General features: G+C 60.6%; 20 protein-coding genes. 14 read left to right on the top strand and 6 right to left on the bottom strand.

Going from position 1 to position 21,497, the window contains the following annotated elements:
• Nucleotides 1–52 precede the first annotated feature (52 nt).
• Nucleotides 53–3,514: a pyruvate carboxylase gene (gene pyc, locus ASF70_RS17425; RefSeq protein ID WP_062581551.1), complete on the top strand. Its 3,462-nt coding sequence runs from the start codon at nt 53–55 to the stop codon at nt 3,512–3,514.
• Nucleotides 3,515–3,534: 20 nt separating this feature from the next.
• Here the strand turns inward: pyc and ASF70_RS17430 are convergent, their stop codons facing one another.
• Nucleotides 3,535–4,446, bottom strand: coding sequence for a DMT family transporter (locus ASF70_RS17430; protein WP_062581553.1), 912 nt, complete (start codon nt 4,444–4,446; stop codon nt 3,535–3,537).
• A 219-nt stretch (nt 4,447–4,665) separates the two neighbouring features.
• Between ASF70_RS17430 and ASF70_RS17435 the strand changes: the two genes are divergently transcribed.
• From ASF70_RS17435 to ASF70_RS17445, 3 genes are all read left to right on the top strand, one after another.
• Nucleotides 4,666–5,859, top strand: coding sequence for an MFS transporter (locus ASF70_RS17435; protein WP_062581555.1), 1,194 nt, complete (start codon nt 4,666–4,668; stop codon nt 5,857–5,859).
• A gap of 105 nt (nt 5,860–5,964) precedes the next feature.
• Nucleotides 5,965–7,215, top strand: coding sequence for a flavodoxin-dependent (E)-4-hydroxy-3-methylbut-2-enyl-diphosphate synthase (gene ispG, locus ASF70_RS17440; RefSeq protein ID WP_062581557.1), 1,251 nt, complete (start codon nt 5,965–5,967; stop codon nt 7,213–7,215).
• Nucleotides 7,216–7,329: 114 nt separating this feature from the next.
• A complete protein-coding gene (locus tag ASF70_RS17445; protein ID WP_062462176.1) occupies nt 7,330–7,989 on the top strand; it encodes an OmpA family protein in 660 nt (219 codons plus the stop codon).
• Between the two features lie 25 nt (nt 7,990–8,014).
• Here the strand turns inward: ASF70_RS17445 and ASF70_RS17450 are convergent, their stop codons facing one another.
• Together ASF70_RS17450 and ASF70_RS17455 are read right to left on the bottom strand one after the other, a co-directional pair.
• The gene (locus ASF70_RS17450; RefSeq protein WP_062581559.1) at nt 8,015–8,656 is read right to left on the bottom strand and encodes a LysE family translocator; all 642 of its coding nucleotides are present in this window, start codon (nt 8,654–8,656) and stop codon (nt 8,015–8,017) included.
• Nucleotides 8,657–8,705: 49 nt separating this feature from the next.
• Nucleotides 8,706–9,620, bottom strand: coding sequence for a polyprenyl synthetase family protein (locus tag ASF70_RS17455; protein WP_062581562.1), 915 nt, complete (start codon nt 9,618–9,620; stop codon nt 8,706–8,708).
• A 131-nt stretch (nt 9,621–9,751) separates the two neighbouring features.
• On the opposite strand from ASF70_RS17455, the gene mtgA reads away from it, so the two are divergent.
• The 4 genes from mtgA (at nt 9,752) to rpmF (ending at nt 12,348) form a co-directional block, all read left to right on the top strand.
• Nucleotides 9,752–10,498 (top strand): monofunctional biosynthetic peptidoglycan transglycosylase, encoded by a 747-nt coding sequence (mtgA, locus tag ASF70_RS17460; protein WP_062581563.1) that lies wholly within the window; start codon nt 9,752–9,754, stop codon nt 10,496–10,498.
• Between the two features lie 111 nt (nt 10,499–10,609).
• Complete coding sequence (locus ASF70_RS17465; RefSeq protein WP_062581565.1) at nt 10,610–11,332, top strand: DUF1868 domain-containing protein; 723 nt, start codon at nt 10,610–10,612, stop codon at nt 11,330–11,332.
• 14 nt (nt 11,333–11,346) lie between these two features.
• Nucleotides 11,347–11,994: a glutathione S-transferase family protein gene (locus tag ASF70_RS17470; RefSeq protein WP_062583007.1), complete on the top strand. Its 648-nt coding sequence runs from the start codon at nt 11,347–11,349 to the stop codon at nt 11,992–11,994.
• A 168-nt stretch (nt 11,995–12,162) separates the two neighbouring features.
• On the top strand, nt 12,163–12,348 hold the full coding sequence (gene rpmF, locus ASF70_RS17475; protein WP_062462189.1) for a 50S ribosomal protein L32: 186 nt from the start codon (nt 12,163–12,165) through the stop codon (nt 12,346–12,348).
• Nucleotides 12,349–12,439: 91 nt separating this feature from the next.
• Here the strand turns inward: rpmF and phaR are convergent, their stop codons facing one another.
• A complete protein-coding gene (gene phaR, locus ASF70_RS17480) occupies nt 12,440–13,042 on the bottom strand; it encodes a polyhydroxyalkanoate synthesis repressor PhaR (protein WP_062462624.1) in 603 nt (200 codons plus the stop codon).
• 230 nt (nt 13,043–13,272) lie between these two features.
• Between phaR and ASF70_RS17485 the strand changes: the two genes are divergently transcribed.
• Nucleotides 13,273–14,454, top strand: a complete 1,182-nt coding sequence (locus tag ASF70_RS17485; protein ID WP_062581567.1) for an acetyl-CoA C-acetyltransferase — start codon at nt 13,273–13,275, stop codon at nt 14,452–14,454.
• An 81-nt stretch (nt 14,455–14,535) separates the two neighbouring features.
• Nucleotides 14,536–15,264: a beta-ketoacyl-ACP reductase gene (locus tag ASF70_RS17490; protein WP_062581568.1), complete on the top strand. Its 729-nt coding sequence runs from the start codon at nt 14,536–14,538 to the stop codon at nt 15,262–15,264.
• 63 nt (nt 15,265–15,327) lie between these two features.
• On the opposite strand, the gene ASF70_RS17495 is transcribed toward ASF70_RS17490, so the two are convergent.
• Together ASF70_RS17495 and ASF70_RS23725 are read right to left on the bottom strand one after the other, a co-directional pair.
• Entirely contained in the window at nt 15,328–15,582 is a 255-nt protein-coding gene (locus ASF70_RS17495; protein WP_062462199.1) for a YMGG-like glycine zipper-containing protein, read from the bottom strand.
• A gap of 40 nt (nt 15,583–15,622) precedes the next feature.
• The gene (locus ASF70_RS23725) at nt 15,623–15,778 is read right to left on the bottom strand and encodes a DUF3309 family protein (protein WP_082471964.1); all 156 of its coding nucleotides are present in this window, start codon (nt 15,776–15,778) and stop codon (nt 15,623–15,625) included.
• A gap of 375 nt (nt 15,779–16,153) precedes the next feature.
• Between ASF70_RS23725 and ASF70_RS17500 the strand changes: the two genes are divergently transcribed.
• The 4 genes from ASF70_RS17500 (at nt 16,154) to ASF70_RS17515 (ending at nt 21,257) form a co-directional block, all read left to right on the top strand.
• Nucleotides 16,154–19,363, top strand: coding sequence for a helicase-related protein (locus ASF70_RS17500; protein WP_062581569.1), 3,210 nt, complete (start codon nt 16,154–16,156; stop codon nt 19,361–19,363).
• Between the two features lie 4 nt (nt 19,364–19,367).
• Nucleotides 19,368–19,775 carry an RNA-binding S4 domain-containing protein gene (locus ASF70_RS17505; RefSeq protein ID WP_062462206.1) on the top strand — a complete coding sequence of 136 codons (408 nt, stop codon included), beginning with the start codon at nt 19,368–19,370 and terminating at the stop codon, nt 19,773–19,775.
• Between the two features lie 182 nt (nt 19,776–19,957).
• Nucleotides 19,958–20,296: a ferredoxin FdxA gene (fdxA, locus tag ASF70_RS17510; RefSeq protein WP_062581570.1), complete on the top strand. Its 339-nt coding sequence runs from the start codon at nt 19,958–19,960 to the stop codon at nt 20,294–20,296.
• A gap of 385 nt (nt 20,297–20,681) precedes the next feature.
• Nucleotides 20,682–21,257: a CarD family transcriptional regulator gene (locus ASF70_RS17515; RefSeq protein ID WP_062462212.1), complete on the top strand. Its 576-nt coding sequence runs from the start codon at nt 20,682–20,684 to the stop codon at nt 21,255–21,257.
• Nucleotides 21,258–21,497: the final 240 nt, after the last annotated feature.

Genomic DNA, 21,497 nt, shown 5'->3' on the forward strand with positions numbered 1-21,497 from the left:
GAGATGTTGATCTCTTGCGGTGCACCATTCGAGGCACCTGGGGAGGCTTGTCTTGCCGATATCGAAAATTCTCGTCGCCAATCGCTCCGAAATCGCCATCCGCGTCTTTCGTGCCGCCAATGAGCTCGGCATCAAGACGGTGGCGATCTGGGCGGAAGAAGACAAGCTCTCGCTGCACCGGTTCAAGGCGGACGAAAGCTATCAGGTCGGTCGCGGTCCGCATCTGGACAAGGATATGGGCCCGATCGAGAGCTATCTTTCGATTGAAGAGGTAATCCGGGTTGCCAAGCTTTCGGGCGCCGATGCCATTCATCCAGGCTACGGCCTCCTGTCGGAAAGCCCCGAATTCGTCGATGCCTGCGACGCGGCGGGCATCATCTTCATCGGCCCGCGTCCGGATACGATGCGCCAGCTCGGCAACAAGGTGGCGGCGCGCAATCTTGCCATTTCGGTCGGCGTGCCCGTAGTTCCTGCCACCGAACCGCTGCCTGATGATATGGATGTCGTGGCGAAGATGGCCGAGGAGATCGGTTATCCGGTCATGCTCAAGGCGTCCTGGGGCGGCGGCGGTCGCGGCATGCGTGCCATCCGCGATCCGAAGGACCTCGCCAGGGAAGTCGTCGAGGCCAAGCGCGAAGCAAAAGCGGCCTTCGGCAAGGACGAGGTCTATCTCGAAAAGCTGGTCGAGCGGGCCCGCCATGTGGAAAGCCAGATCCTTGGCGATACCCATGGCAACGTCGTGCATCTGTTCGAGCGTGACTGCTCGATCCAGCGGCGCAACCAGAAGGTCGTGGAACGCGCCCCGGCGCCTTATCTTTCCGAGGAGCAGCGGGCCGAACTCGCTGCCTATTCGCTGAAGATCGCTGGCGCCACCAATTATGTCGGCGCCGGCACGGTCGAATATCTGATGGATAGCGATACCGGCAAATTCTACTTCATCGAGGTCAATCCGCGCATCCAGGTGGAGCACACGGTGACCGAAGTCGTCACCGGCATCGATATCGTCAAGGCGCAGATCCACATCCTCGACGGCTTTGCCATCGGCACGCCGGAATCGGGCGTTCCGGCGCAGGAGAACATCCGGCTGAACGGCCATGCGCTGCAGTGCCGCATCACCACCGAGGATCCCGAGCACAATTTCATTCCGGATTACGGCCGTATCACCGCCTACCGCTCGGCGTCGGGTTTCGGCATCCGTCTCGATGGCGGAACATCATATACGGGCGCGATCATCACCCGCTTCTACGATCCGCTGCTGGTCAAGGTCACGGCCTGGGCGCCGCAGCCGCTGGAAGCGATCGCCCGCATGGACCGGGCGCTTCGCGAGTTCCGCATCCGCGGCGTCGCGACGAACCTCACTTTCCTCGAAGCGATCATCACCCACCCGAAATTCCGCGACAATTCTTATACGACGCGGTTTATCGACACGACGCCGGAACTGTTCGAACAGGTCAAGCGCGCCGACCGCGCCACCAAGCTTCTGACCTATCTCGCCGACGTCACCGTCAACGGTCATCCGGAAACCAAGGGTCGTCCGGCCCCGTCGGAAAAGGCTGCAAAGCCTGTTCTGCCGTATATCAATGGCGATATTCCCGCTGGAACCAAGCAGAAGCTGGATGAACTCGGCCCGAAGAAATTCGCCGAGTGGATGCGGGGCGAAAGCCGGGCGCTGATCACCGACACGACGATGCGCGACGGCCACCAGTCGCTGCTCGCTACCCGCATGCGGACCTATGACATCGCCCGCGTGGCCGGGGTCTATGCACGCGCGCTGCCGAACCTGTTCTCGCTGGAATGCTGGGGTGGTGCCACCTTCGACGTGTCGATGCGGTTCCTGACCGAGGACCCGTGGGAACGGCTGGCGTTGATCCGCGAGGCGGCGCCCAACATCCTCCTGCAGATGCTGCTGCGCGGCGCAAACGGCGTCGGCTACAAGAACTATCCCGACAATGTCGTGAAATACTTCGTCCAACAGGCCGCCAAGGGCGGCATCGATGTCTTCCGCGTGTTCGATTGCCTGAACTGGGTCGACAACATGCGCGTCTCGATGGATGCGGTGAACGAGGAGAACCGGCTCTGCGAAGCCGCGATCTGCTATACCGGCGATCTCTTGAATTCGGCGCGCCCGAAATACGATCTCAAATATTACGTCGCACTGGCGGAAGAACTCGAAAAGGCCGGCGCTCATATCATCGCGCTGAAGGATATGGCGGGCCTGCTGAAACCCGCGGCTGCCCGCGTCCTTTTCAAGGCACTACGCGAAGCGACCTCGCTGCCGATCCACTTCCACACGCATGACACGTCGGGCATCTCGGCTGCGACCGTGCTTGCGGCTGTCGATGCCGGCGTCGACGTCGTCGACGCGGCGATGGATGCGCTGTCGGGCAACACGTCGCAGCCCTGCCTCGGTTCGATCGTCGAAGCGCTGTCGCGAACAGACCGCGATACCGGGCTTGATCCGGAATGGATCCGCAAGATCTCGTTCTACTGGGAAGCGGTGCGCGGCCAGTATGCGGCGTTCGAGAGCGATCTCAAGGGTCCGGCCTCGGAAGTCTACCTGCATGAAATGCCGGGTGGCCAGTTTACCAACCTCAAGGAACAGGCCCGTTCGCTCGGTCTCGAGAGCAAGTGGCACAAGGTCGCGCAGACCTATGCCGATGTGAACCGGATGTTCGGCGATATCGTCAAGGTCACGCCGTCGTCCAAGGTGGTGGGCGACATGGCGCTGATGATGGTCAGCCAGGATCTGAACGTGGCCGACGTTGAAAACCCGGCCAAGGACATCGCCTTCCCGGATTCGGTCGTGTCGATGCTGAAGGGCGATCTCGGCCAGCCTCCGGGCGGATGGCCGCAGGCGCTCCAGAAAAAAGCGCTGAAGGGCGATCAGCCCTATACCGACGTTCCCGGTTCGCTGCTTGCCCCCGCCGATCTCGATGCCGAGCGCAAGACGATCGAGGACAAGCTGGAGCGCAAGGTCGACGACTTCGAGTTCGCGTCGTATCTGATGTATCCGAAAGTGTTCACCGACTTCGCCCTGGCGTCAGAGACCTACGGTCCGGTCTCCGTGTTGCCGACGCATGCCTATTTCTACGGGATCGCGGATGGCGAAGAGCTGTTTGCCGATATCGAACGCGGCAAGACGCTCGTCATCGTCAACCAGGCGACAAGCGCGCCGGATGCGCAGGGCATGGTCACCGCCTTTTTCGAACTGAACGGCCAGCCGCGCCGCATCAAGGTGCCGGACAGGGCGCATGGCGGAAGCGGTTCGGCGGTGCGGGCGAAGGCCGATATCGGCAATCCCCTGCATCTGGGTGCGCCGATGCCGGGCGTCATTTCCCGCGTCTTCGTGGCGTCGGGTCAAGCAGTCAAGGCCGGCGACGTGCTGGTCTCCATCGAAGCGATGAAGATGGAAACCGCGCTGCATGCTGAAAAAGACGGCACGCTTGCCGAAGTGCTGGTCAAGGCCGGCGACCAGATCGACGCCAAGGATCTGCTCGTCGTCTACGGGTCCTGACGGGTCAAACTCTTGACGACTCAGACGCCCCTCGGTCCGTCCGATCCGTCCGCAGGTTGAGCGAGGCGATAGCGCCTCGCCGCCAGCCGCTCGCTGGCGACGATCAGCAGTCCGGCGCAGAAGATCAGTGCGGCACCGGCGGCGACATTGCTTGCGGGAATGTCCTGCCAGATGGCGTAGCCCAGCACGAACGCCCATATCAGCGAGGAATATTCGAACGGGGCAAGCACCGAGACCGGCGCCCGTCGCATCGCCTCGAACAGCGTCGCCTGGGCGGTGCCGCCGAGAATGCCGACGAGCGCCAGAAGCGCACCGCTTTTCAGATCGACCGGCTGCCATGTCAGCACGGCCATGACGAAGGTCATCACCACGAAGAAGAAGTTGGTGAGCGTCATCTGGACAAGGGTCTTCTCGTTCATCGCCGTCTTGCGCAAGAGAACGCTGCCGATGGCCCAGAGGATTGCCGCGAGGAGCGCGAGACCGACCGGGAGCGAAAGTGTCAACCCGGCCGGATTTGCGGCAATCACCACGCCGACGAAGCCGAGGATGATCGCCACCCAGCGGACCGCGGGCACCTTTTCGCGCAGAACCGGAATAGCAAGCAGGGTGGCGACGATCGGATTGGCGTAATAGATCGTCGTCAGTTCGGCCAATTGCAGGGACTTGGCTGCGGTGTAGAAAGAAACCCATGCGGCGAGAAGGATAACGCTGCGCACCATCATCGGCCGCACGATCGGCGAGCGGACAACGCGCGGGATGAAACCGCGTCCCCCGATGACGAGGCAGGCGATCAGAACCGTCAGGCTTCGGAAGAAAATGATCTGCCAGACGCCGACATCGACCACCAGCAGCTTGATCACCGCATCATGAAGCGTGAACACGAAGTAGGAGGTACTGACGAGAAGAATGCCGCTGCCGATGCTGGATTTCAAGAAAGTCACACGCCGGATACCGACGCCTCATATCATTGCATATCCGAATGCTTAAGGCGTTCTGCAGCGATTGCAATCAGCTTCGTCGCGCTCCATCCGTCGTTGCTAAGGGGTGACAAGCGTGAACCGGAGACATAAATCGTGAAACTCATGCTGAGCGCGGAAGATTGCAATCTAAATCGATTTAAATAAATCTCAGCGCCTGGAGGAAGCAACCTGATGAACGATTTGTCTTCGCCGGCGGAAGCCAAGACCCGACGTGCTTTCATCACACCGGAGCGGATCGGCGTATCGCTGCTGTTTCTGATGAAAGGCTTCATGATCGGTGCCTGGGCGCCAAAGATCCCGGAATTTGCGGCACGTCTGGAGCTGAGCGAAAAGTCGCTCGGCGTGATGATCCTGATTTTCGGGTTAGGCTCCATCGTGATGATGCCGATCGCCGGCAGCCAGATCGCAAGGTTCGGATCGAGCATTGTCTCCAAGGTCACCGCGGTCCTGCTGACGCCGACGCTTCTTCTGCTGTCGCTGATTGGCAGCGTCTGGAGCGGAGCGGTTGCGTTGTTTCTGTTCGGCGGCCTGATCGGCGCGATGGATGTGGCAATGAATGCCAATGCCGTTGCGACTGAGAAAGGCATGCGCCGCGCGATCATGTCATCCTGCCACGCGTTCTGGAGCCTCGGCGGCCTGCTCGGCGCCTCGACCGGTGGCTTTCTTCTTGAACGGATCGGCGTTCTTCCGCATGCGCTTTTCGTAACCGTCGTCGCCGCCGTCATGATCGCCGTCGCCTGGAAAATGGTGCTTCAGGATGCGCCGCATCCGGAGGAGAGGGCGGCCGGTGCCGGACGCCGCCTGCCGTCGTCACCGCTTCCCTGGCTGCTCGGAATCATGGCGCTGTTCTGCATGATCCCCGAGGGATCCATTCTTGATTGGGGCGCTCTCTACATGCGCAACGAGCTTTCGGCGTCGCTGACACTGTCCGGCTTTGCGTTTGCGGCTTTCTCGTTCACGATGGCGGCAATGCGTTTTGCAGGCGATCTCATCCGCGACCGGTTCGGTGCCGTCAATACGCTTCGGGTCTGCGGCGTCATCGCCATGCTGGGCATGCTGACGATCGGTTTTGCGACCAGTTCGACGATGGCCATTGCAGGCTTTGCTCTCGCCGGCATCGGCATTTCCAACATCGTGCCGATCCTGTTTTCCGCGGCCGGCAATCTGCCGGGCATGGCGGCGGGCGTCAGTTTGTCCGTGGTCACCACCATGGGCTATTCCGGAATTCTCGTTGCACCTTCGGCAATCGGCTTTATCGCTGAGCATACGGGACTTGGCAGCATTTTCGCGGGATTGTCGGTGCTGATCCTGGTGACGCTGCTTCTCTCGAACCTTGCAAGGCATGCGGACGGCGCGCATCACTGACCCAACTATTCATGGCCGCTGGTTGACAAGCCGGCGGTCATACGCCACCTGAAAGACGGTTTATGCCCCCAGTTAGCCCCAGGGCAAAGGCAACGAGACGATCCCATGAACGCACCGATTGAATATGACCCGAAGCCCCGCCGCGCCACGGTTGCCGTCGATGTCGGCGGTGTGATCGTCGGTGGTGGTGCGCCCGTCGTCGTCCAGTCGATGACCAATACCGATACGGCGGATGTGGATGCGACCGTTGCGCAGGTTGCGGCGCTCTACAAGGCAGGCTCTGAGATCGTCCGCATCACCGTCGATCGCGACGAGAGCGCTGCCGCCGTGCCGAAGGTGCGCGAGCGTCTGCTGCGCCTCGGCCTCGACGTGCCGTTGATCGGCGATTTCCATTATATCGGCCACAAGCTGCTGGCCGATCATCCGGCCTGCGCCGAGGCGCTCGCAAAATACCGCATCAACCCGGGCAATGTCGGTTTCAAGGACAAGAAGGACAAGCAGTTCGGCGACATCATCGAGATGGCGATCCGTCACGACAAGCCTGTTCGCATCGGCGTCAACTGGGGTTCGCTCGACCAGGATCTTCTGACGACGCTGATGGACCGCAATTCCGAAGCCGGTTCGCCGCTTTCGGCACGCCAGGTGATGCACGAGGCGATCGTCCAGTCGGCGCTGATTTCGGCCGAGCTTGCGGAAAACATCGGCCTGCCGCGCAACCGGATCATTCTCTCCGCAAAAGTCAGCCAGGTGCAGGATCTCATTGCCTGCTATTCGATGCTGGCCGAGCGCTCCAACCACGCGCTGCATCTTGGCCTCACAGAGGCTGGCATGGGCACCAAGGGCATCGTCGCCTCGTCGGCTGCCATGGGTTATGTCCTGCAGCACGGCATCGGCGATACGATCCGGGTGTCGCTGACGCCGGAACCGAATGGTGACCGCACCCGCGAAGTGCAGGTTGCGCAGGAAATCCTTCAGGTCATGGGGTTCCGCCAGTTCATTCCGGTGGTTGCCGCTTGTCCCGGCTGCGGGCGCACCACGTCGACGGTGTTCCAGGAGCTGGCCCAGAACATCCAGAACGATATCCGCAAGAACATGCCGATCTGGCGCGAAAAGTATCCGGGCGTCGAGGCGCTGAACGTCGCCGTCATGGGCTGCATCGTCAACGGCCCCGGCGAAAGCAAGCATGCCGATATCGGCATCTCGCTGCCCGGCACTGGCGAGACGCCTGCCGCCCCGATCTTTATCGACGGTCAGAAGGCGATGACGCTGCGCGGCCCCAATATCGCTCAGGATTTCGAAAAGCTGGTGATCGATTACATCGAGAACCGCTTCGGCCAGAAAACCGCCGCCGAGTAAGCGTCATTCCCGGATAGGGATAATTCCTTATCCCGGCTGCCGCTGCCTCTCCTCGCTATTGCCGTATTTCATGGTAAATGAGAGGTACTACGGACGACGGGGAAACTGATTCATATGTTGAAAAAAATTGCTATCGTCGCAGCTTGCGCGACGTATCTCTCTGCCTGCACGACGACCGATCCCTATACGGGTCAGCAGAAAATGTCGAACACGGCGGGTGGCGCTGCCATCGGTGCCGGTCTCGGCGCAGTCGGCGGTCTTTTGATCGGCGGCGGCAACAAGGGCCGCAATGCGCTGATCGGCGCGGCGATCGGTGGTCTCGCCGGTGGTGCCATCGGCAATTACATGGACCGCCAGGAAGCCGAACTGCGCCAGCAGCTGCAGGGAACCGGCGTATCGGTCACCCGCAACGGCGACCGCATCATTCTCAACATGCCGTCGAACATCACCTTCGCCACCGATCAGGACCAGGTGATTCCGCCGTTCTATGCCACGCTCGATTCGGTTGCGATCGTGCTCAACAAGTTCGGCAAGACTTATATCGACGTCAACGGTCACACGGATTCGACCGGCAGCCTGCAGCACAACCAGGCGCTTTCGGAACGCCGTGCCGTCTCGGTCGCCAACTATCTCGGTGGTCGCGGCGTCGATCAGCGCCGTGTCTCGACCATGGGCTACGGCCCGTCGCAGCCGGTCGCTTCCAACGCCTCGCCGGATGGTCGCGCCCAGAACCGCCGCGTCGAAGTCGCGATCGCGCCGATCGAGCAGGGCTGAGTTCGCACAGATGTCGACGAGCCGGTCAGATCCGGCTCGTCAGCAGTTTCACGCCGGCAATGCTGTAGAACACCGCCATGGTGCCTTCGATCCAGCGCCGCGCGGCCTTGTAGCCGCGAAGCGCGTGGCGGGTCGAAAACAGAACCGCATATCCGGTGAAGATGACCAGGCTCGAGCTCGAGCAGATGCCGACGATCAGCAGGATTGCCGAAGGCGGTGCATCCGCGGGCAGGCCGAGGGAAATGATCGCCAGCCAGCCGAAGATCGCCTTCGGATTTGTGACGTGGATGGCATAGCCGCGCAGCCAGAGTTGCCTTGCCGTATAGGGCGTCCTGCTCTCGCTCGATGCGGTCTCGATATCCGGGGTCCGCGCCGAGCGGTATGCCTTCCAGGCAAGATAGATCAGATAGAGCCCGCCGAGAACCTTCATGATTTCGAGCGCGATCGCGTAGCTGCGCAGGACTGCGGCGAGCCCTAGTGCGGCAGCGCAGGCCCAGGTCAGCGAGCCGCAGAAGACGCCCAGTGCCAGGATCACGCCGTTGCGACGGCCATGCGAAATCGCCATCCCGATAATGGCGAAATTCGCAGGTCCGGGGCTGAGGACGGCGATGAGATAGGCGAGATAGGCTGGCCAGATATAGGGCAGGTAGGCGAATACATCCGGCATACTTTACTCCTCGGGTCTGATCCGGGAGGCTTGCCTTTGTCCCGTCTCGTCAGTTCTGACGGCTGGCGATAAAGCGCGCCGTCTGCTGCAGAATAAATGCCTTTTCGCCGTAGGGCGCAAGCAGGTCGACGGCCTCTGCCGTCAGCGTATCGAGCTTCTCTTCCGCCCAGCCTGTGCCATGCATGGCAACCAGCGTGCCCTTGCCGCGGGCGGCATCCTTGCCGGTCGCCTTGCCCATGGTCTCGACATCGGAGGTGATGTCGAGAAGATCATCAGCAAGCTGGAAAGCAAGCCCGATGACCTGGCCGAATTTTCTGAGGCGCTGACGGTGTTCCTGATCTGCACCGGCGATGATGGCACCTGCCTCGCAGGCGAAGCGGATCAACGCACCGGTCTTCATCGCCTGCAACGTGGTGATGCCGGCCTCATCCGGTGCCGATTTTTCCGCAGCCAGATCGAGCGCCTGGCCACCCACCATGCCGCCGGAACCGGCGGCGCGGGCGAGGGCCAGAACAAGTTCCGTCTTTGCCCGGTCCGGCAGGGCTGTTTCAGGCGCTGCGATGATGTCGAAGGCGTAGGTCAGCAGGCTATCGCCGGCAAGGATCGCGGTCGCCTCGTCGAATGCCTTGTGGACCGTCGGCTGACCACGGCGAAGGTCGTCGTCGTCCATGGCGGGCAGGTCGTCGTGGATCAGCGAATAACAGTGCAGACATTCGAGTGCGGCACCGATGCGCAGGGCGGCCTGTTCGTTCCCACCAAGCAGAAGCGCGCTTTCGCGCAGCAGGAACGGTCGCAGGCGCTTTCCGCCATTCAGCGAACCATGGCGCATCGCGGCCATCAGATGGGCCGGGCGCGTGACTTCGTCGGGCAGCGTTTGATCCGAAAGAAGCGACACAAGCAGCGCCTCGGTGGCGACTGCGCTGTCTTTCAACCGGCTTTCGAATGCAGGAACGGTCGTGTTCATGCCGGGCTGTTTGGCATGGGGCGACGATACAGGCAATGTCGATTTACCAGCATTGCCGAAGTTTCAGCCGGTGGACTGGCCTTCGAAAGCGCCACCGGCTATGAAACTTTAAACGGGCGGGTAGAAGCACCTTGGATATCGCACCTGAACAGCATGCCGAAGAAGACGAACCCGTGAGGCCCGCACGACGGTTTCGCCTGCCTAACACCACGTGGCTCCGGCGCGTCATCCTGTTCGTCATTGCGCTGGTGGTGCTGCCCTATCTTCTCATCCCGGTCTATGCGCTGCCATTCACGCGGCCGGTGTCCACCCTCATGATGTCGGAACTGTTTCTTCTGCGCGGGTATGACCGCCAGTGGGTTGATATCGAGGACATCTCGCCCAATCTCGTGCGGGCCGTGATGATGTCGGAGGACGGCCAGTTCTGTTTCCACGGCGGCGTCGACTGGCGCCAGATGCGCGGCGTCGTGCAGGATGCACTGGACGGCGAGGCAACGCGTGGCGCGAGCACCATTCCGATGCAGACGGCCAAAAACTTGTTTTTATGGAACGGCCGCTCCTTCATCCGTAAAGGGCTGGAACTGCCGCTGGCGCTGGCTGAGGATTTCATTTGGCCGAAATGGCGGTTGATGGAAATCTATCTCAACGTCGCAGAATGGGGACCTGGTATCTACGGGGCTGAAGCGGCGGCGCAGTATCATTTCAAGGTGCCAGCCGCCAAGCTGAGTGCCCGCCAAGCCGCGTTGCTCGCCGTCGCACTTCCCAATCCGCACACGCGGGTCGCCAGCAAGCCCGGCCGCGGAATGCAGCGGCTGGCGGGTGTCGTGGAACGGCGCGCGCGCGCATCCAGCGATTACATCAAATGCATTTATGGGTGACGTCAAAACTAAGCGTTAAACGTCCCTCACATCATCTGTCAGTATCGACGCTGGCTTAAGAGCGCATCGAGCACGCTTTGTGAGTGCGTATACGCAGAAAGTGGACCGCCGATGGATGCCAGACTGATTTCGCCCGATCTCCTCAAATACTCGGCGACGCACAATCCAAAACCGCCGCCGCGGCTCGGAACGCGTTACGGACGGCGAGGCGGCTTTCTGCCCGAGCCCGGCAACACGATCGTCTGCCATCTGGAGAAAGGATCGGCAACGCAGGCGCTGCTTGTCGCGGCCCGTGAGCGATATCTCGACATGCCGGAAGCCGAGCGTTTTCTCTTCACACCGACCACCAGCCTCCACATGACGCTGTTCCAGGGTGTCATCGAGTATCGCCGCAAGCCTCGCTTCTGGCCGGACGATATGCCGCTCGAGACGCCGATCGAGGACATGACGGAAATCATGGCGGCCCGGCTCGAAGGGTTCTCGACGCTGGATCCGTTCCAGGTCACCGTGAAAAGCGCCAAACCGTCGGGTCTGGTGGTCGAGGGGAAGGCAGAGAGTGACCGCAGGGCGATGAAGGCCTGGCGCGATGCGCTGGCGAAGCTCCTCGGTTATCGTCATCCGGATCACGACGACTATGCCTTCCACATTACCTTTGCCTATGTGATCGAGCGCCTGTCGGATGCAGCGCTGCCGGCCTGGCAGGCGATGCTCGACGAGGTGACAGCAAAGATCCAGCGCGCGGCCCCGGTGCTGGAGTTGCGGCCGCCGGCATTCTGCTCGTTCGAGGACATGAACCATTTCCACGAACTGATGATTTTCGATTCCGAGACCTGATGGAAACCGCGCCGATGGAAAAACTCGTCCTCTATATCGCAAATAAGAACTATTCGTCCTGGTCCTTCCGGCCCTGGATTGCGCTCACAGCTGCCGGCGTTCCTTTCGAGGAAGTGCTGATCCCGTTCGATTATCCGGCCGGCAATCCCCGCTACAAGGCGATCTCGCCCAATGGCCAGGTGCCAGTGCTGCATCATGGCGATGTGCGTGTCTGGCAGTCGTTGTCGATCATCGAATACGCGGCCGAGCTCTTTCCCGAAAACGGGATCTGGCCGGCGTCGTCTGCGGATCGTGCTGTCGCCCGCTCCATCTCGATGGAGATGCTGTCTGGCTTTCGGGCGCTGCGCAATGCCTGCCCGATGAATTTTCGCCGGCCGAAGCGCCGCATCGATCTCCCCGACGGGGTGATGGACGACGTCGCCCGGATCGGAACGATCTGGCGGGAACTGCGGGCAAAATCCGGCGGTCCGTTCCTGTTTGGCGAGTTTACCGCAGCGGACGCGATGTTTGCGCCGGTCGTCAATCGCTTTGCGGTCTATGATCTGGTAGACGACGCCGACACGCTTGCGTATATGGAGGCAATGACGTCGCATCCGGCCTGGGTTTCATGGCAGGAAGCGGCCCTTCAGGAGACAGCAATCGTCGAAGAAGACGAGGCCTGAGGTGTTTCGGCGTGGTTTGCGAAAAAATCCCGCCAATATCCCTGCAGGGACTGGTCAAGTACCCGGTTGGCATGTATAAGCGCGCCAAATTTCCGAGATCGAGACATGGAATGTTCGGCCTCAGTTCCGGCCGGAAATCCCTGTTTTGCACGAAGTGGAGTAACGAAAATGGCTGTACCTAAAAGAAAAACGAGCCCGTCGAAGCGCGGTATGCGCCGCTCTGCTGACGCTCTCAAGACCCCGACATTCGTCGAGGACAAGAACTCCGGCGAACTGCGCCGTCCGCACCATATCGATCTCAAGACCGGTATGTACCGCGGCCGTCAGGTTCTGACGCCGAAGGAAAGCGCGTAAGCTTTTCTGATGATTGCTTGAAAGGCCGGCTTTGCCGGCCTTTTTTGTTGCGCGCTCGGTAAGGCGCGTTTCTTCCCGCAGCAGGTGCCGTTCAGGTGCTCATGCTGTCGAGACGACCCTGAAGCGCGCGGAGCTGCTCCTTCAGTTCGTCGATGTCCTTGGCTTCCGCCTTCTTGCCCGATGGTGGGGCGGACTGGTGCTGAGGCGGCGTCGCGGCACCGGCAAAGGGCGCGAACATCTGCATGGCCTGACGGAACATGTCCGTATTGCGCCGCACCTGTTCTTCCATCATCTGCATCGGAAGGTGCAGGTTCTTGGCGATCGGCGTGTCACCGAACGCACTCGTCATCTGCTCGCGCATCTGCACCTGCTGGTCCGTAAACGTCTTCATCGAGTGTTCGAGAAAGGTCGGCACCACCATCTGCATCTGATCACCGTAATAGGAAATCAGCTGTCGCAAGAAGGACACCGGCAGAAGCGTGTTTCCCGTCTTGGACTCCTGCTCGAAAATGATCTGGGTCAGAACCGAGTGCGTGATGTCCTCGCCCGTCTTGGCATCCTGAACCGTAAATACCTCGCCCTTCTTGACCATTTTAGCCAAGTCTTCGAGCGTCACGTATGTGCTTGTTCCGGTGTTGTAGAGACGCCGGTTAGCGTATTTCTTGATCGTCACGTCACCTTCGGTCTTTGCCATGATTTCCCTCCACTTCGCCATTCGCGCGATTATTAGTGCTTGGCATCTTCTCCCGCCTCGAATGTAAGCTTAAATTGGCGCAACTGACAATCGATTTGTGCGCCGCGATGGATCACCATGCTGCGCAGCAAATCGATGAAAAACCGGGTGTTTCGGGCGAAAACCGGGCGTTTGACAGGGCGCTCAGGCTTTGCCAGTCTCGGTGCCAAGAAACGGAAAGAGGAGACATCATGTCCAATCCATCCATCGTTATCGCAGCCGCAGCACGAACGGCCGTCGGCTCCTTCAATGGCGCGTTTGCAAACGTGCCCGCGCACGAACTTGGCGGCGCGGTGATCAAGGAGGTGCTGGCGCGCGGTGGCGTGGAACCGGGTGAAGTGGACGAGGTGATCATGGGCCAGGTCCTGCCTGCCGGCGAGGGACAGAACCCCGCCCGCCAGGCGGCGATGAAGGCCGGGGTGCCGCAGGAGGCGACGGCCTGGGGCGTCAACCAGCTCTGCGGTTCCGGTCTTCGTGCCGTCGCACTCGGCATGCAGCAGATCGCGCTCGGCGATGCCAAAATCATCGTCGCGGGAGGCCAGGAATCCATGTCGATGGCCCCGCATTGCGCACATCTGCGCGGCGGCGTGAAGATGGGTGATTTCAAGATGATCGATACGCTGATCAAGGATGGCCTGACCGACGCGTTCTACGGCTATCACATGGGCATCACCGCTGAAAACATCGCCCGCCAGTGGCAGTTGTCGCGCGAGGAACAGGATCAGTTTGCGGTCTCCTCGCAAAACAAAGCGGAGGCAGCGCAGGTTGCTGGCCGCTTCAGGGACGAGATCGTTCCGTTCCTGATCCAGACCCGAAAGGGCGATGTTCGCGTCGAAAACGACGAATACATCCGTGCCGGTGCGACTTTGGAGGGGATGGCGAAGCTTCGGCCGGCCTTCGATAAGGAAGGCACAGTGACTGCCGCCAACGCATCTGGCCTCAACGATGGCGCAGCCGCGGCGTTGCTGATGACGGAGGACGAAGCCGGTCGTCGTGGCATTGCGCCGCTCGCGCGCATCGTCTCCTGGGCCACCGCCGGCGTCGATCCGCAGATCATGGGAACTGGCCCCATCCCGGCTTCGCGTCGCGCGCTGGAAAAAGCCGGTTGGAAAATCGGCGATGTCGACCTGATCGAAGCGAATGAGGCGTTTGCCGCACAGTCCTGCGCGGTCACGCGGGATCTGGGCCTCGATCCGTCGCTCGTCAACGTCAACGGCGGAGCGATCGCCATCGGTCACCCGATCGGTGCGTCGGGTGCGCGAATTCTCAATACGCTGCTGTTCGAAATGAAGCGCCGTGGCGCGAAAAAGGGGCTTGCGACGCTCTGCATCGGGGGTGGTATGGGCGTCGCCATGTGTCTGGAAGCGCTCTAGCACTGGGTGGCAGCTGCCCACGTTACCGGCGTGAGCAGCTCCGTTACGCTGACGGCGGCGACGGTATGAAAGGAAGTTTACATGGCGCGTATCGCGTTGATTTCAGGAGGCACGCGCGGCATCGGGGCTGCGATCAGCACTGCCATGAAAGCGGCAGGCTATTCGGTCGCCGCAAATTTTGCGGGCAATACCGAAAAGGCCGCTGAGTTTCACGCGGCGACGGGCATTCCGGTGTTCCAGTGGGACGTGTCGGATTACGATGCCTGCGTGAAGGGCATCGCTGAAGTCGAAGCGCAGCTCGGGCCTGTCGACGTCCTCGTCAACAATGCCGGAATCACCCGCGACGGCATGTTTCACAAGATCACGCCACAGCAGTGGAAGGAGGTCATTGATACCAACCTTTCCGGCCTGTTCAACATGACCCATCCGGTGTGGCCCGGCATGCGCGAGCGCGGCTTCGGCCGCATCATCAACATCTCCTCGATCAATGGCCAGAGGGGCCAGATGGGGCAGGTGAACTATTCCGCCGCCAAGGCTGGCGATCTCGGCTTCACCAAGGCTCTTGCGCAGGAAGGGGCCTCGAAGAACATCACCGTCAATGCGATCTGCCCCGGCTATATCGGCACCGACATGGTGCGTGCCATCCCGCAAAAGGTGATGGATGAGAAGATCATCCCGCAGATACCTGTCGGACGGTTGGGCGAACCGGAAGAAATCGCCCGCTGCGTGCTGTTTCTAGCCTCTGAAGAAGCCGGATTCATTACCGGCTCGACGCTCAGCGCAAATGGCGGTCAGTATTTCGCCGGGTAAGCGGATACAAAAAAACCGGCGCCCATGGGACGCCGGTTTCTATTCTGCGACTACACGCAGGACTTAGCGGCAACGTGCTTCGTATGTACGGCCATAACGGTCGCGATAGACGCAGTAACCATTGCGCTTCTGCGATTCGCCGATAGCAGCGCCAACCAGACCGCCGCCGACAGCGCCGACTGCAGCGCCACCCCAGCTGTTGGTCACAGCGCCACCGATAACGGCGCCCGAAGCAGCACCGATTGCAGTGCCCTTTTCAGTGGATGTGCAGGATGCCAGCATTCCGACGAGAGCGCCGACGAGCAAAACTTTTTTCATGTCACTTTCCTTCCCTTGGTAACGTGCGGCTTCGCCGCTTTTAGATCCTGCCCATCAGCAGGAGGATGATGATAATCAGCACAACAAGGCCGAGACCGCCGGACGGACCATAACCCCAGTTCCGGCTGTGCCCCCAATTCGGCAGCGCGCCGATCAAAAGCAAAATCAGTACGATAAGTAGGATGGTTCCGAGCATAGGCTTGTACTCCGCTGACCTACCGGCTCGACATGTCCGGTTGGGATTGCCGAGAAAACGTAGCATGGGAACTTTTGTTCCACTCACCACTTGCTTGCCCGTGGCGTGTGGTTAACGGGTTACACTTTGGCCATGCGTCGGAAAGCCGGGTAATGTTCGAAACAGATCGGGAACGCTCCGGAATCCGCAATCGTCGCCGATTCGTTCACGTTTGTTCGAACGAAACTGGCTTGCGTATCGTACACATGTTGATCCTGGAAATCGTGGTCTCGCCTTGTCGAGGACAACATATCGGCTTGCGTTTATCGTCGAGCATGGCCATCTGATACTGCGATTGCGTTTCCGTGGAGGATCGCATCGGCGGATAAGCAGGAACTGGCTTTGCATTCTCAGCCCATGATTCTCAGCGGCCGCGGCGTCACGGCCGTGCTAGGCCCCACCAATACCGGCAAGACCCATTATGCCATCGAGCGCATGGTTGCGCACGGTTCCGGTGTCATCGGTCTGCCCCTTCGCCTGCTTGCACGCGAGGTCTATACGCGTGTCGTGGAGAAGGTCGGTTATCACAATGTCGCGCTGATCACGGGCGAGGAAAAGATCACGCCGCATATGGCGCGCTTTTCCGTCTGCACCGTCGAGGCGATGCCGCGCGAGACAAAGGCCGCCTTCGTCGCCATCGACGAGGTACAGCTGGCCGGCGATCTCGAGCGCGGGCACATCTTCACCGACCGCATCCTGCATCTTCGCGGACGCGAGGAGACGTTGCTGCTCGGCGCCGGCACCATGCGGCCGATCCTCGAACGGCTGCTTCCCGGTATCACCGTGGTCGAACGGCCGCGTCTGTCGCAGTTGTTTTATGCCGGCCAGAAAAAGATCACCCGCCTGCCGCAGCGTTCCGCCATTGTCGCCTTCTCCGCTGAAGAGGTCTATGCGATCGCCGAACTGATCCGCCGCCAGCGCGGTGGTGCGGCCGTGGTGCTTGGCGCCTTGAGCCCGCGGACCCGCAATGCACAGGTCGCTCTCTATCAGGAAGGCGATGTGGAATATCTGGTCGCAACCGATGCGATCGGCATGGGCCTCAATCTCGATGTGGATCACGTTGCGTTCGCTCAGGACCGCAAGTTCGACGGCTATCAGTTCCGCAATCTCAATCCGTCCGAACTGGCGCAGATTGCCGGGCGTGCCGGCCGCCATGTGCGCGACGGAACCTTCGGCGTGACCGGACAGGTCCAGCCTTTAGACGACGAACTGGTCGAGCGGATCGAAGGTCATCATTTCGAGCCGGTGAAAGTGCTGCAGTGGCGCACGAAAAGCGTCGACTATTCCTCGCTTGCCGCTCTGCGCGCCAGTCTCGACCGGCCGCCGACCGTGGCGGGTCTTGCCCGCGCGCTGCCGGCAATCGATATCCAGGCGCTCGACTATCTGTCGCGCTACGCAGAAATTCGCGATACGGCGACAACGCCGGAGCGGGTGGAAAAATTGTGGGAGGCCTGCGCTCTGCCGGACTATCGGCGGATTGCCCCTGCGCAACACGCAGACCTCATTTCGACTCTTTTCTCGGATCTTGTGCGCTTCGGCACGGTGAACGAGCAATTCATGGCAGAACAGGTTCGCCGGGCCGACCGGACCGACGGAGAAATCGACACCCTGTCGGCCCGAATCGCGCAGATTCGTACCTGGACCTATGTTTCGAACCGCCCTGGCTGGCTTGCCGATCCGACACACTGGCAAGAAAAGACACGGGAAATCGAGGATAGGTTGTCGGACGCGTTACATGAACGGTTGACGAAACGCTTTGTTGATCGCAGGACATCTGTGCTCATGAAGCGCCTAAGAGAGAATGCGATGCTGGAAGCTGAAATCAGTGTGAATGGGGATGTCTTCGTCGAAGGCCATCATGTGGGGCAATTGGCTGGATTCCGATTCACGCCTATAGCCGGCACGGAGGGTCCAGATGCGAAGGCCGTCCAGGGTGCCGCGCAAAAGGCGCTTGCGCTGGAGTTCGAGGCACGCGCCGCGCGGCTTTATGCATCCGGCAACAACGACCTTGCTGTCGGCTCGGACGGTTCCGTGCGCTGGCTCGGCGAACCTGTCGGCCGGCTTGCGTCGAGCGACCATATCATGCGCCCGCGCCTGATCCTGCTTGCCGACGAGCAGTTGACCGGCAATGCCCGCGAACACGTCGTTGCGCGCATCGAGCGTTTCGTGAACCATCATATCGCGACCGTGCTGAAGCCGCTGGACGATCTGTCGCGCGCTGAAGACCTGCAGGGTCTCGCCAAGGGCCTGGCCTTCCAGCTGGTCGAAAACCTCGGCGTCATGTTCCGGCGCGATGTTGCCGAAGACGTGAAGACGCTCGATCAGGATGCGCGCGCTTCGATGCGCCGCTACGGCATCCGCTTCGGCGCCTACCATGTGTTCATGCCGGCGCTGCTGAAGCCTGCTCCGGCGGAGCTTATCACGCTTCTCTGGGCGCTGAAGAACGACGGCATCGACAAGCCGGGTTACGGCGATCTCATTCCGGCGCTTGCTGCCGGCCGCACATCGGTCGTCGCGGATCCTGCTTTCGAGCGTACCTTCTACAAGCTCGCCGGTTTCCGCTTCCTCGGCAAGCGTGCCGTTCGTATCGACATTCTCGAGCGTCTGGCCGATCTCATCCGTCCGCTGCTGCAGTGGAAGCCGGGCTCCAGCCCGCGTCCGGAAGGCGCCTATGACGGTCGCCGCTTCGTGACGACGACAGCCATGCTGTCGATCCTCGGCGCAACGCCTGACGATATGGAAGAAATTCTGAAAGGCCTCGGCTATCGCGCCGATGCCGTGAAGCCTGAAGAGGCGCAGGCATTCCTGGCTGGCCAGGAGCCAGCTGCGGCTGCCCCTGCCACGCCAACGGCTGCAGCAGACGAGGCCGCACCGACTGCCGAAGGCGATCAGGTCGAAGCAACCGAAGCTTCCGCTGAGGTTGCGGCGCCTGCCGAGGCTGCTGCTTCTGCAGAAGACGCTGCTCCTGCAGAAGACGCTGCAAGTGAAGAAGCTGCGGCGCCTGACGTCGCCGCGTCCATGGAAGCTGAAACCGTTGACGCAACTGCAACGGCCGAGCCGGACGCTCAGGCCGAGACAGCCGCCTCGACTGAAGCTGCCGCTGCCGTCGAACCCGAAGAAGCAAAGCCTGTTCTCCTGTGGCGACCGGGTGGCGGTCGCGAGAATAGCCAGCGCCAGGGTGGTCGGCCACAGCAGGGTGATCGCCGTGGTAACGGCCAGGGTCAGCGCAATGCCGGTGCTGCCTCAGCAGGCCGCACCCAGGAAGCCCGCCCCCAGGGCGAAGCCGCTCCCAACGAAGGCCGCCGCGATGGTCGTCGGGATGGCGAGCGCCGTGACGGTGGTCGTCCGAACCGCGACAACAACAACCGTCGTCCTGAAAACCGGGGCGATCGTCCCGAGCGCGGAGATCGTAACGATCGTCCGGACCGTAACAAGGGACCACAGCCCGCTCGCTTTGAGGCCAAGCCACCGCGCAAGGAAAAGCCGATCGATCCGGATTCGCCCTTTGCCAAGCTTGCTGCCCTCAAGGAGCAGATGAAGAAGTAGGCGCATGGTTGAAAAAGAGCTGCATGCAGGTTCGCGACAGCGCATCGACAAGTGGCTCTTTTTCGCGCGCATGGCAAAGTCACGCTCCATCGCGCAGTCGCTGATCCAGTCCAACTGCATCCGGATCAACGGCGCGCTGGTGTCTCAGCCAAGCTATCAGGTCAAGACCGGGGACCGCCTCGACATCAAGCTGGAACGGCGCGATGTGGTTCTGGTGGTCAAGTCCGGTGGTGATCGGCGGGGTCCATTCGAAGAGGCGCGGCTTCTCTACGAAGATCTGACGCCGCCTCCGGAGGAACGCCAGAAGTTGACGGCGTTCGAGCAGGCGCAACGCCTGCCGGGCTCGGGGCGTCCGACGAAGAAGGAAAGGCGGGAGACCGAACGCCTGTTTCCCGAAGCGGGCGAAAACTAGGTTTAGAAAATCCGCCCTCAAGACCCGGTTTTTACGCACGGTTTATTCTTGCGCAGTTGCAGCAAAGGCATTAGGTGACACTCGAAAAGCATGACTTCCTTGAGTGCTGAAGCCTGCCGGCTTTTCGCCTGCCGCACCTTTCGTCGGCAGCGTGCCGCAATCTGCGATATTCGGAGTTTCGCATGACATTCGTCGTGACAGACAATTGCATCCGCTGCAAATACACAGACTGTGTCGAAGTGTGCCCGGTCGATTGCTTCTACGAAGGTGAGAACTTTCTGGTCATTCACCCGGACGAATGCATCGATTGCGGCGTCTGCGAGCCTGAATGTCCGGCTGAGGCCATCAAGCCTGATACGGAACCGGGTCTCGACAAGTGGCTGAAGGTAAACTCCGACTTCGCGCAGATCTGGCCGAACATTACCGTGAAGAGGGATCCTCTTCCGGAGGCCAAGGAAATGGACGGCGAAGGAGGCAAGTATGAAAAGTACTTCTCGGCAGAGCCGGGTTCCGGCGATTAAACCCGGATGGTGACGGTGCGCCCGTCACCCGCTCGAATCAGCTGTCTTTTGGTTGGGCACTGTCCGACTGTCACGCGGCTTGCAAGAATAAAAGCAAATTATTGATTTCCGCACTTTTTTGTGGTAGAGCTTACTCACTGTTCCACAAGGTGGCACTCGCGTGCCCGAAAAACATCACGAAAGAAACAGATCGCTCCCCGCGTTCCCCGTGACATTGCAACACTTTGATGTTGTCGTCGCCGTTTCGCGAGTTGGTCTGTTTTTGCGCGCGTTGTCGGATCAGTATGGAGTGACCCGACGGTTTCCCCCGTCTCATCCGGGCCTGACAGACCCGGTTTCCCCAGACCCGATAAAACGGGTGAGTCAAAGGGAGTTTGTGAATCGAATGACGACCCAACTGAAAAAGAATTCTCCCGCACGCCAGGGCTTTAGAACTGGTGAATCGATTGTTTATCCTGCGCATGGCGTCGGCACGATCACCTCTATCGAAGAACAGGAAGTCGCGGGCATGAAGCTCGAGCTTTTCGTGATCGATTTTGAAAAGGACAAAATGCGCCTGAAGGTTCCGGTCGCCAAGGCCTTGAGCATCGGCATGCGCAAGCTCTCCGAGACGGATTTCGTCGAACGTGCATTGAAGGTGGTCCAGGGCAAGGCCCGCGTGAAGCGCACGATGTGGTCGCGTCGCGCGCAGGAATATGATGCCAAGATCAATTCCGGTGATCTGATTTCCATTGCAGAAGTGGTGCGCGATCTTTTCCGCGCCGAAAACCAGCCCGAGCAGTCTTATTCCGAGCGTCAGCTGTATGAAGCGGCGCTGGATCGCATGGCGCGCGAAATTGCCGCCGTCAATAAGATGTCCGATACGGAAGCTGTTCGCCTGATCGAGGTCAACCTTGCCAAGGGTCCCAAGCGCGGCAAGACAGTTGAGGAAGATGAAGCTCAGGAAGAAGAAGCAGCCTGATTTTATCTCTGAAAGACAACACCAAAACCCGGCCTAGTGCCGGGTTTTTTGTTGGAACCTTTACAACACAAGCGCGTTAACCCGCCGGAACGGCGAATTTAATGCTGCATCGTGCTGCGTGTTCTCCGTCCTAACCAATAGCGGGGCGATTGCCTAACCGGTCCAAGACCTCCGCGAGACACTTGAGGGACATCGGCAGAAATTCGCAAAAATCAAGGCTGGAATATCGGTAATCCCGCA

This window comes from Rhizobium sp. Leaf321 (assembly GCF_001423215.1).
Taxonomy (GTDB): domain Bacteria; phylum Pseudomonadota; class Alphaproteobacteria; order Rhizobiales; family Rhizobiaceae; genus Neorhizobium; species Neorhizobium soli.

What these genes read in the sequence shown, in the direction of transcription:
- ASF70_RS17435 (WP_062581555.1), top strand. Translation starts at nt 4,666, where the DNA reads ATGAACGATTTGTCTTCGCCGGCGGAAGCCAAGACCCGACGTGCTTTC.
- ASF70_RS17450 (WP_062581559.1), bottom strand. Translation starts at nt 8,656, where the DNA reads ATGCCGGATGTATTCGCCTACCTGCCCTATATCTGGCCAGCCTATCTC.
- ASF70_RS17445 (WP_062462176.1), top strand. Translation starts at nt 7,330, where the DNA reads ATGTTGAAAAAAATTGCTATCGTCGCAGCTTGCGCGACGTATCTCTCT.
- fdxA (WP_062581570.1), top strand. Translation starts at nt 19,958, where the DNA reads ATGACATTCGTCGTGACAGACAATTGCATCCGCTGCAAATACACAGAC.
- ASF70_RS17485 (WP_062581567.1), top strand. Translation starts at nt 13,273, where the DNA reads ATGTCCAATCCATCCATCGTTATCGCAGCCGCAGCACGAACGGCCGTC.
- ASF70_RS17490 (WP_062581568.1), top strand. Translation starts at nt 14,536, where the DNA reads ATGGCGCGTATCGCGTTGATTTCAGGAGGCACGCGCGGCATCGGGGCT.
- ASF70_RS17495 (WP_062462199.1), bottom strand. Translation starts at nt 15,582, where the DNA reads ATGAAAAAAGTTTTGCTCGTCGGCGCTCTCGTCGGAATGCTGGCATCC.
- ispG (WP_062581557.1), top strand. Translation starts at nt 5,965, where the DNA reads ATGAACGCACCGATTGAATATGACCCGAAGCCCCGCCGCGCCACGGTT.
- ASF70_RS23725 (WP_082471964.1), bottom strand. Translation starts at nt 15,778, where the DNA reads ATGCTCGGAACCATCCTACTTATCGTACTGATTTTGCTTTTGATCGGC.
- ASF70_RS17515 (WP_062462212.1), top strand. Translation starts at nt 20,682, where the DNA reads ATGACGACCCAACTGAAAAAGAATTCTCCCGCACGCCAGGGCTTTAGA.
- ASF70_RS17455 (WP_062581562.1), bottom strand. Translation starts at nt 9,620, where the DNA reads ATGAACACGACCGTTCCTGCATTCGAAAGCCGGTTGAAAGACAGCGCA.
- ASF70_RS17470 (WP_062583007.1), top strand. Translation starts at nt 11,347, where the DNA reads ATGGAAAAACTCGTCCTCTATATCGCAAATAAGAACTATTCGTCCTGG.
- ASF70_RS17505 (WP_062462206.1), top strand. Translation starts at nt 19,368, where the DNA reads ATGGTTGAAAAAGAGCTGCATGCAGGTTCGCGACAGCGCATCGACAAG.
- ASF70_RS17465 (WP_062581565.1), top strand. Translation starts at nt 10,610, where the DNA reads ATGGATGCCAGACTGATTTCGCCCGATCTCCTCAAATACTCGGCGACG.
- rpmF (WP_062462189.1), top strand. Translation starts at nt 12,163, where the DNA reads ATGGCTGTACCTAAAAGAAAAACGAGCCCGTCGAAGCGCGGTATGCGC.
- phaR (WP_062462624.1), bottom strand. Translation starts at nt 13,042, where the DNA reads ATGGCAAAGACCGAAGGTGACGTGACGATCAAGAAATACGCTAACCGG.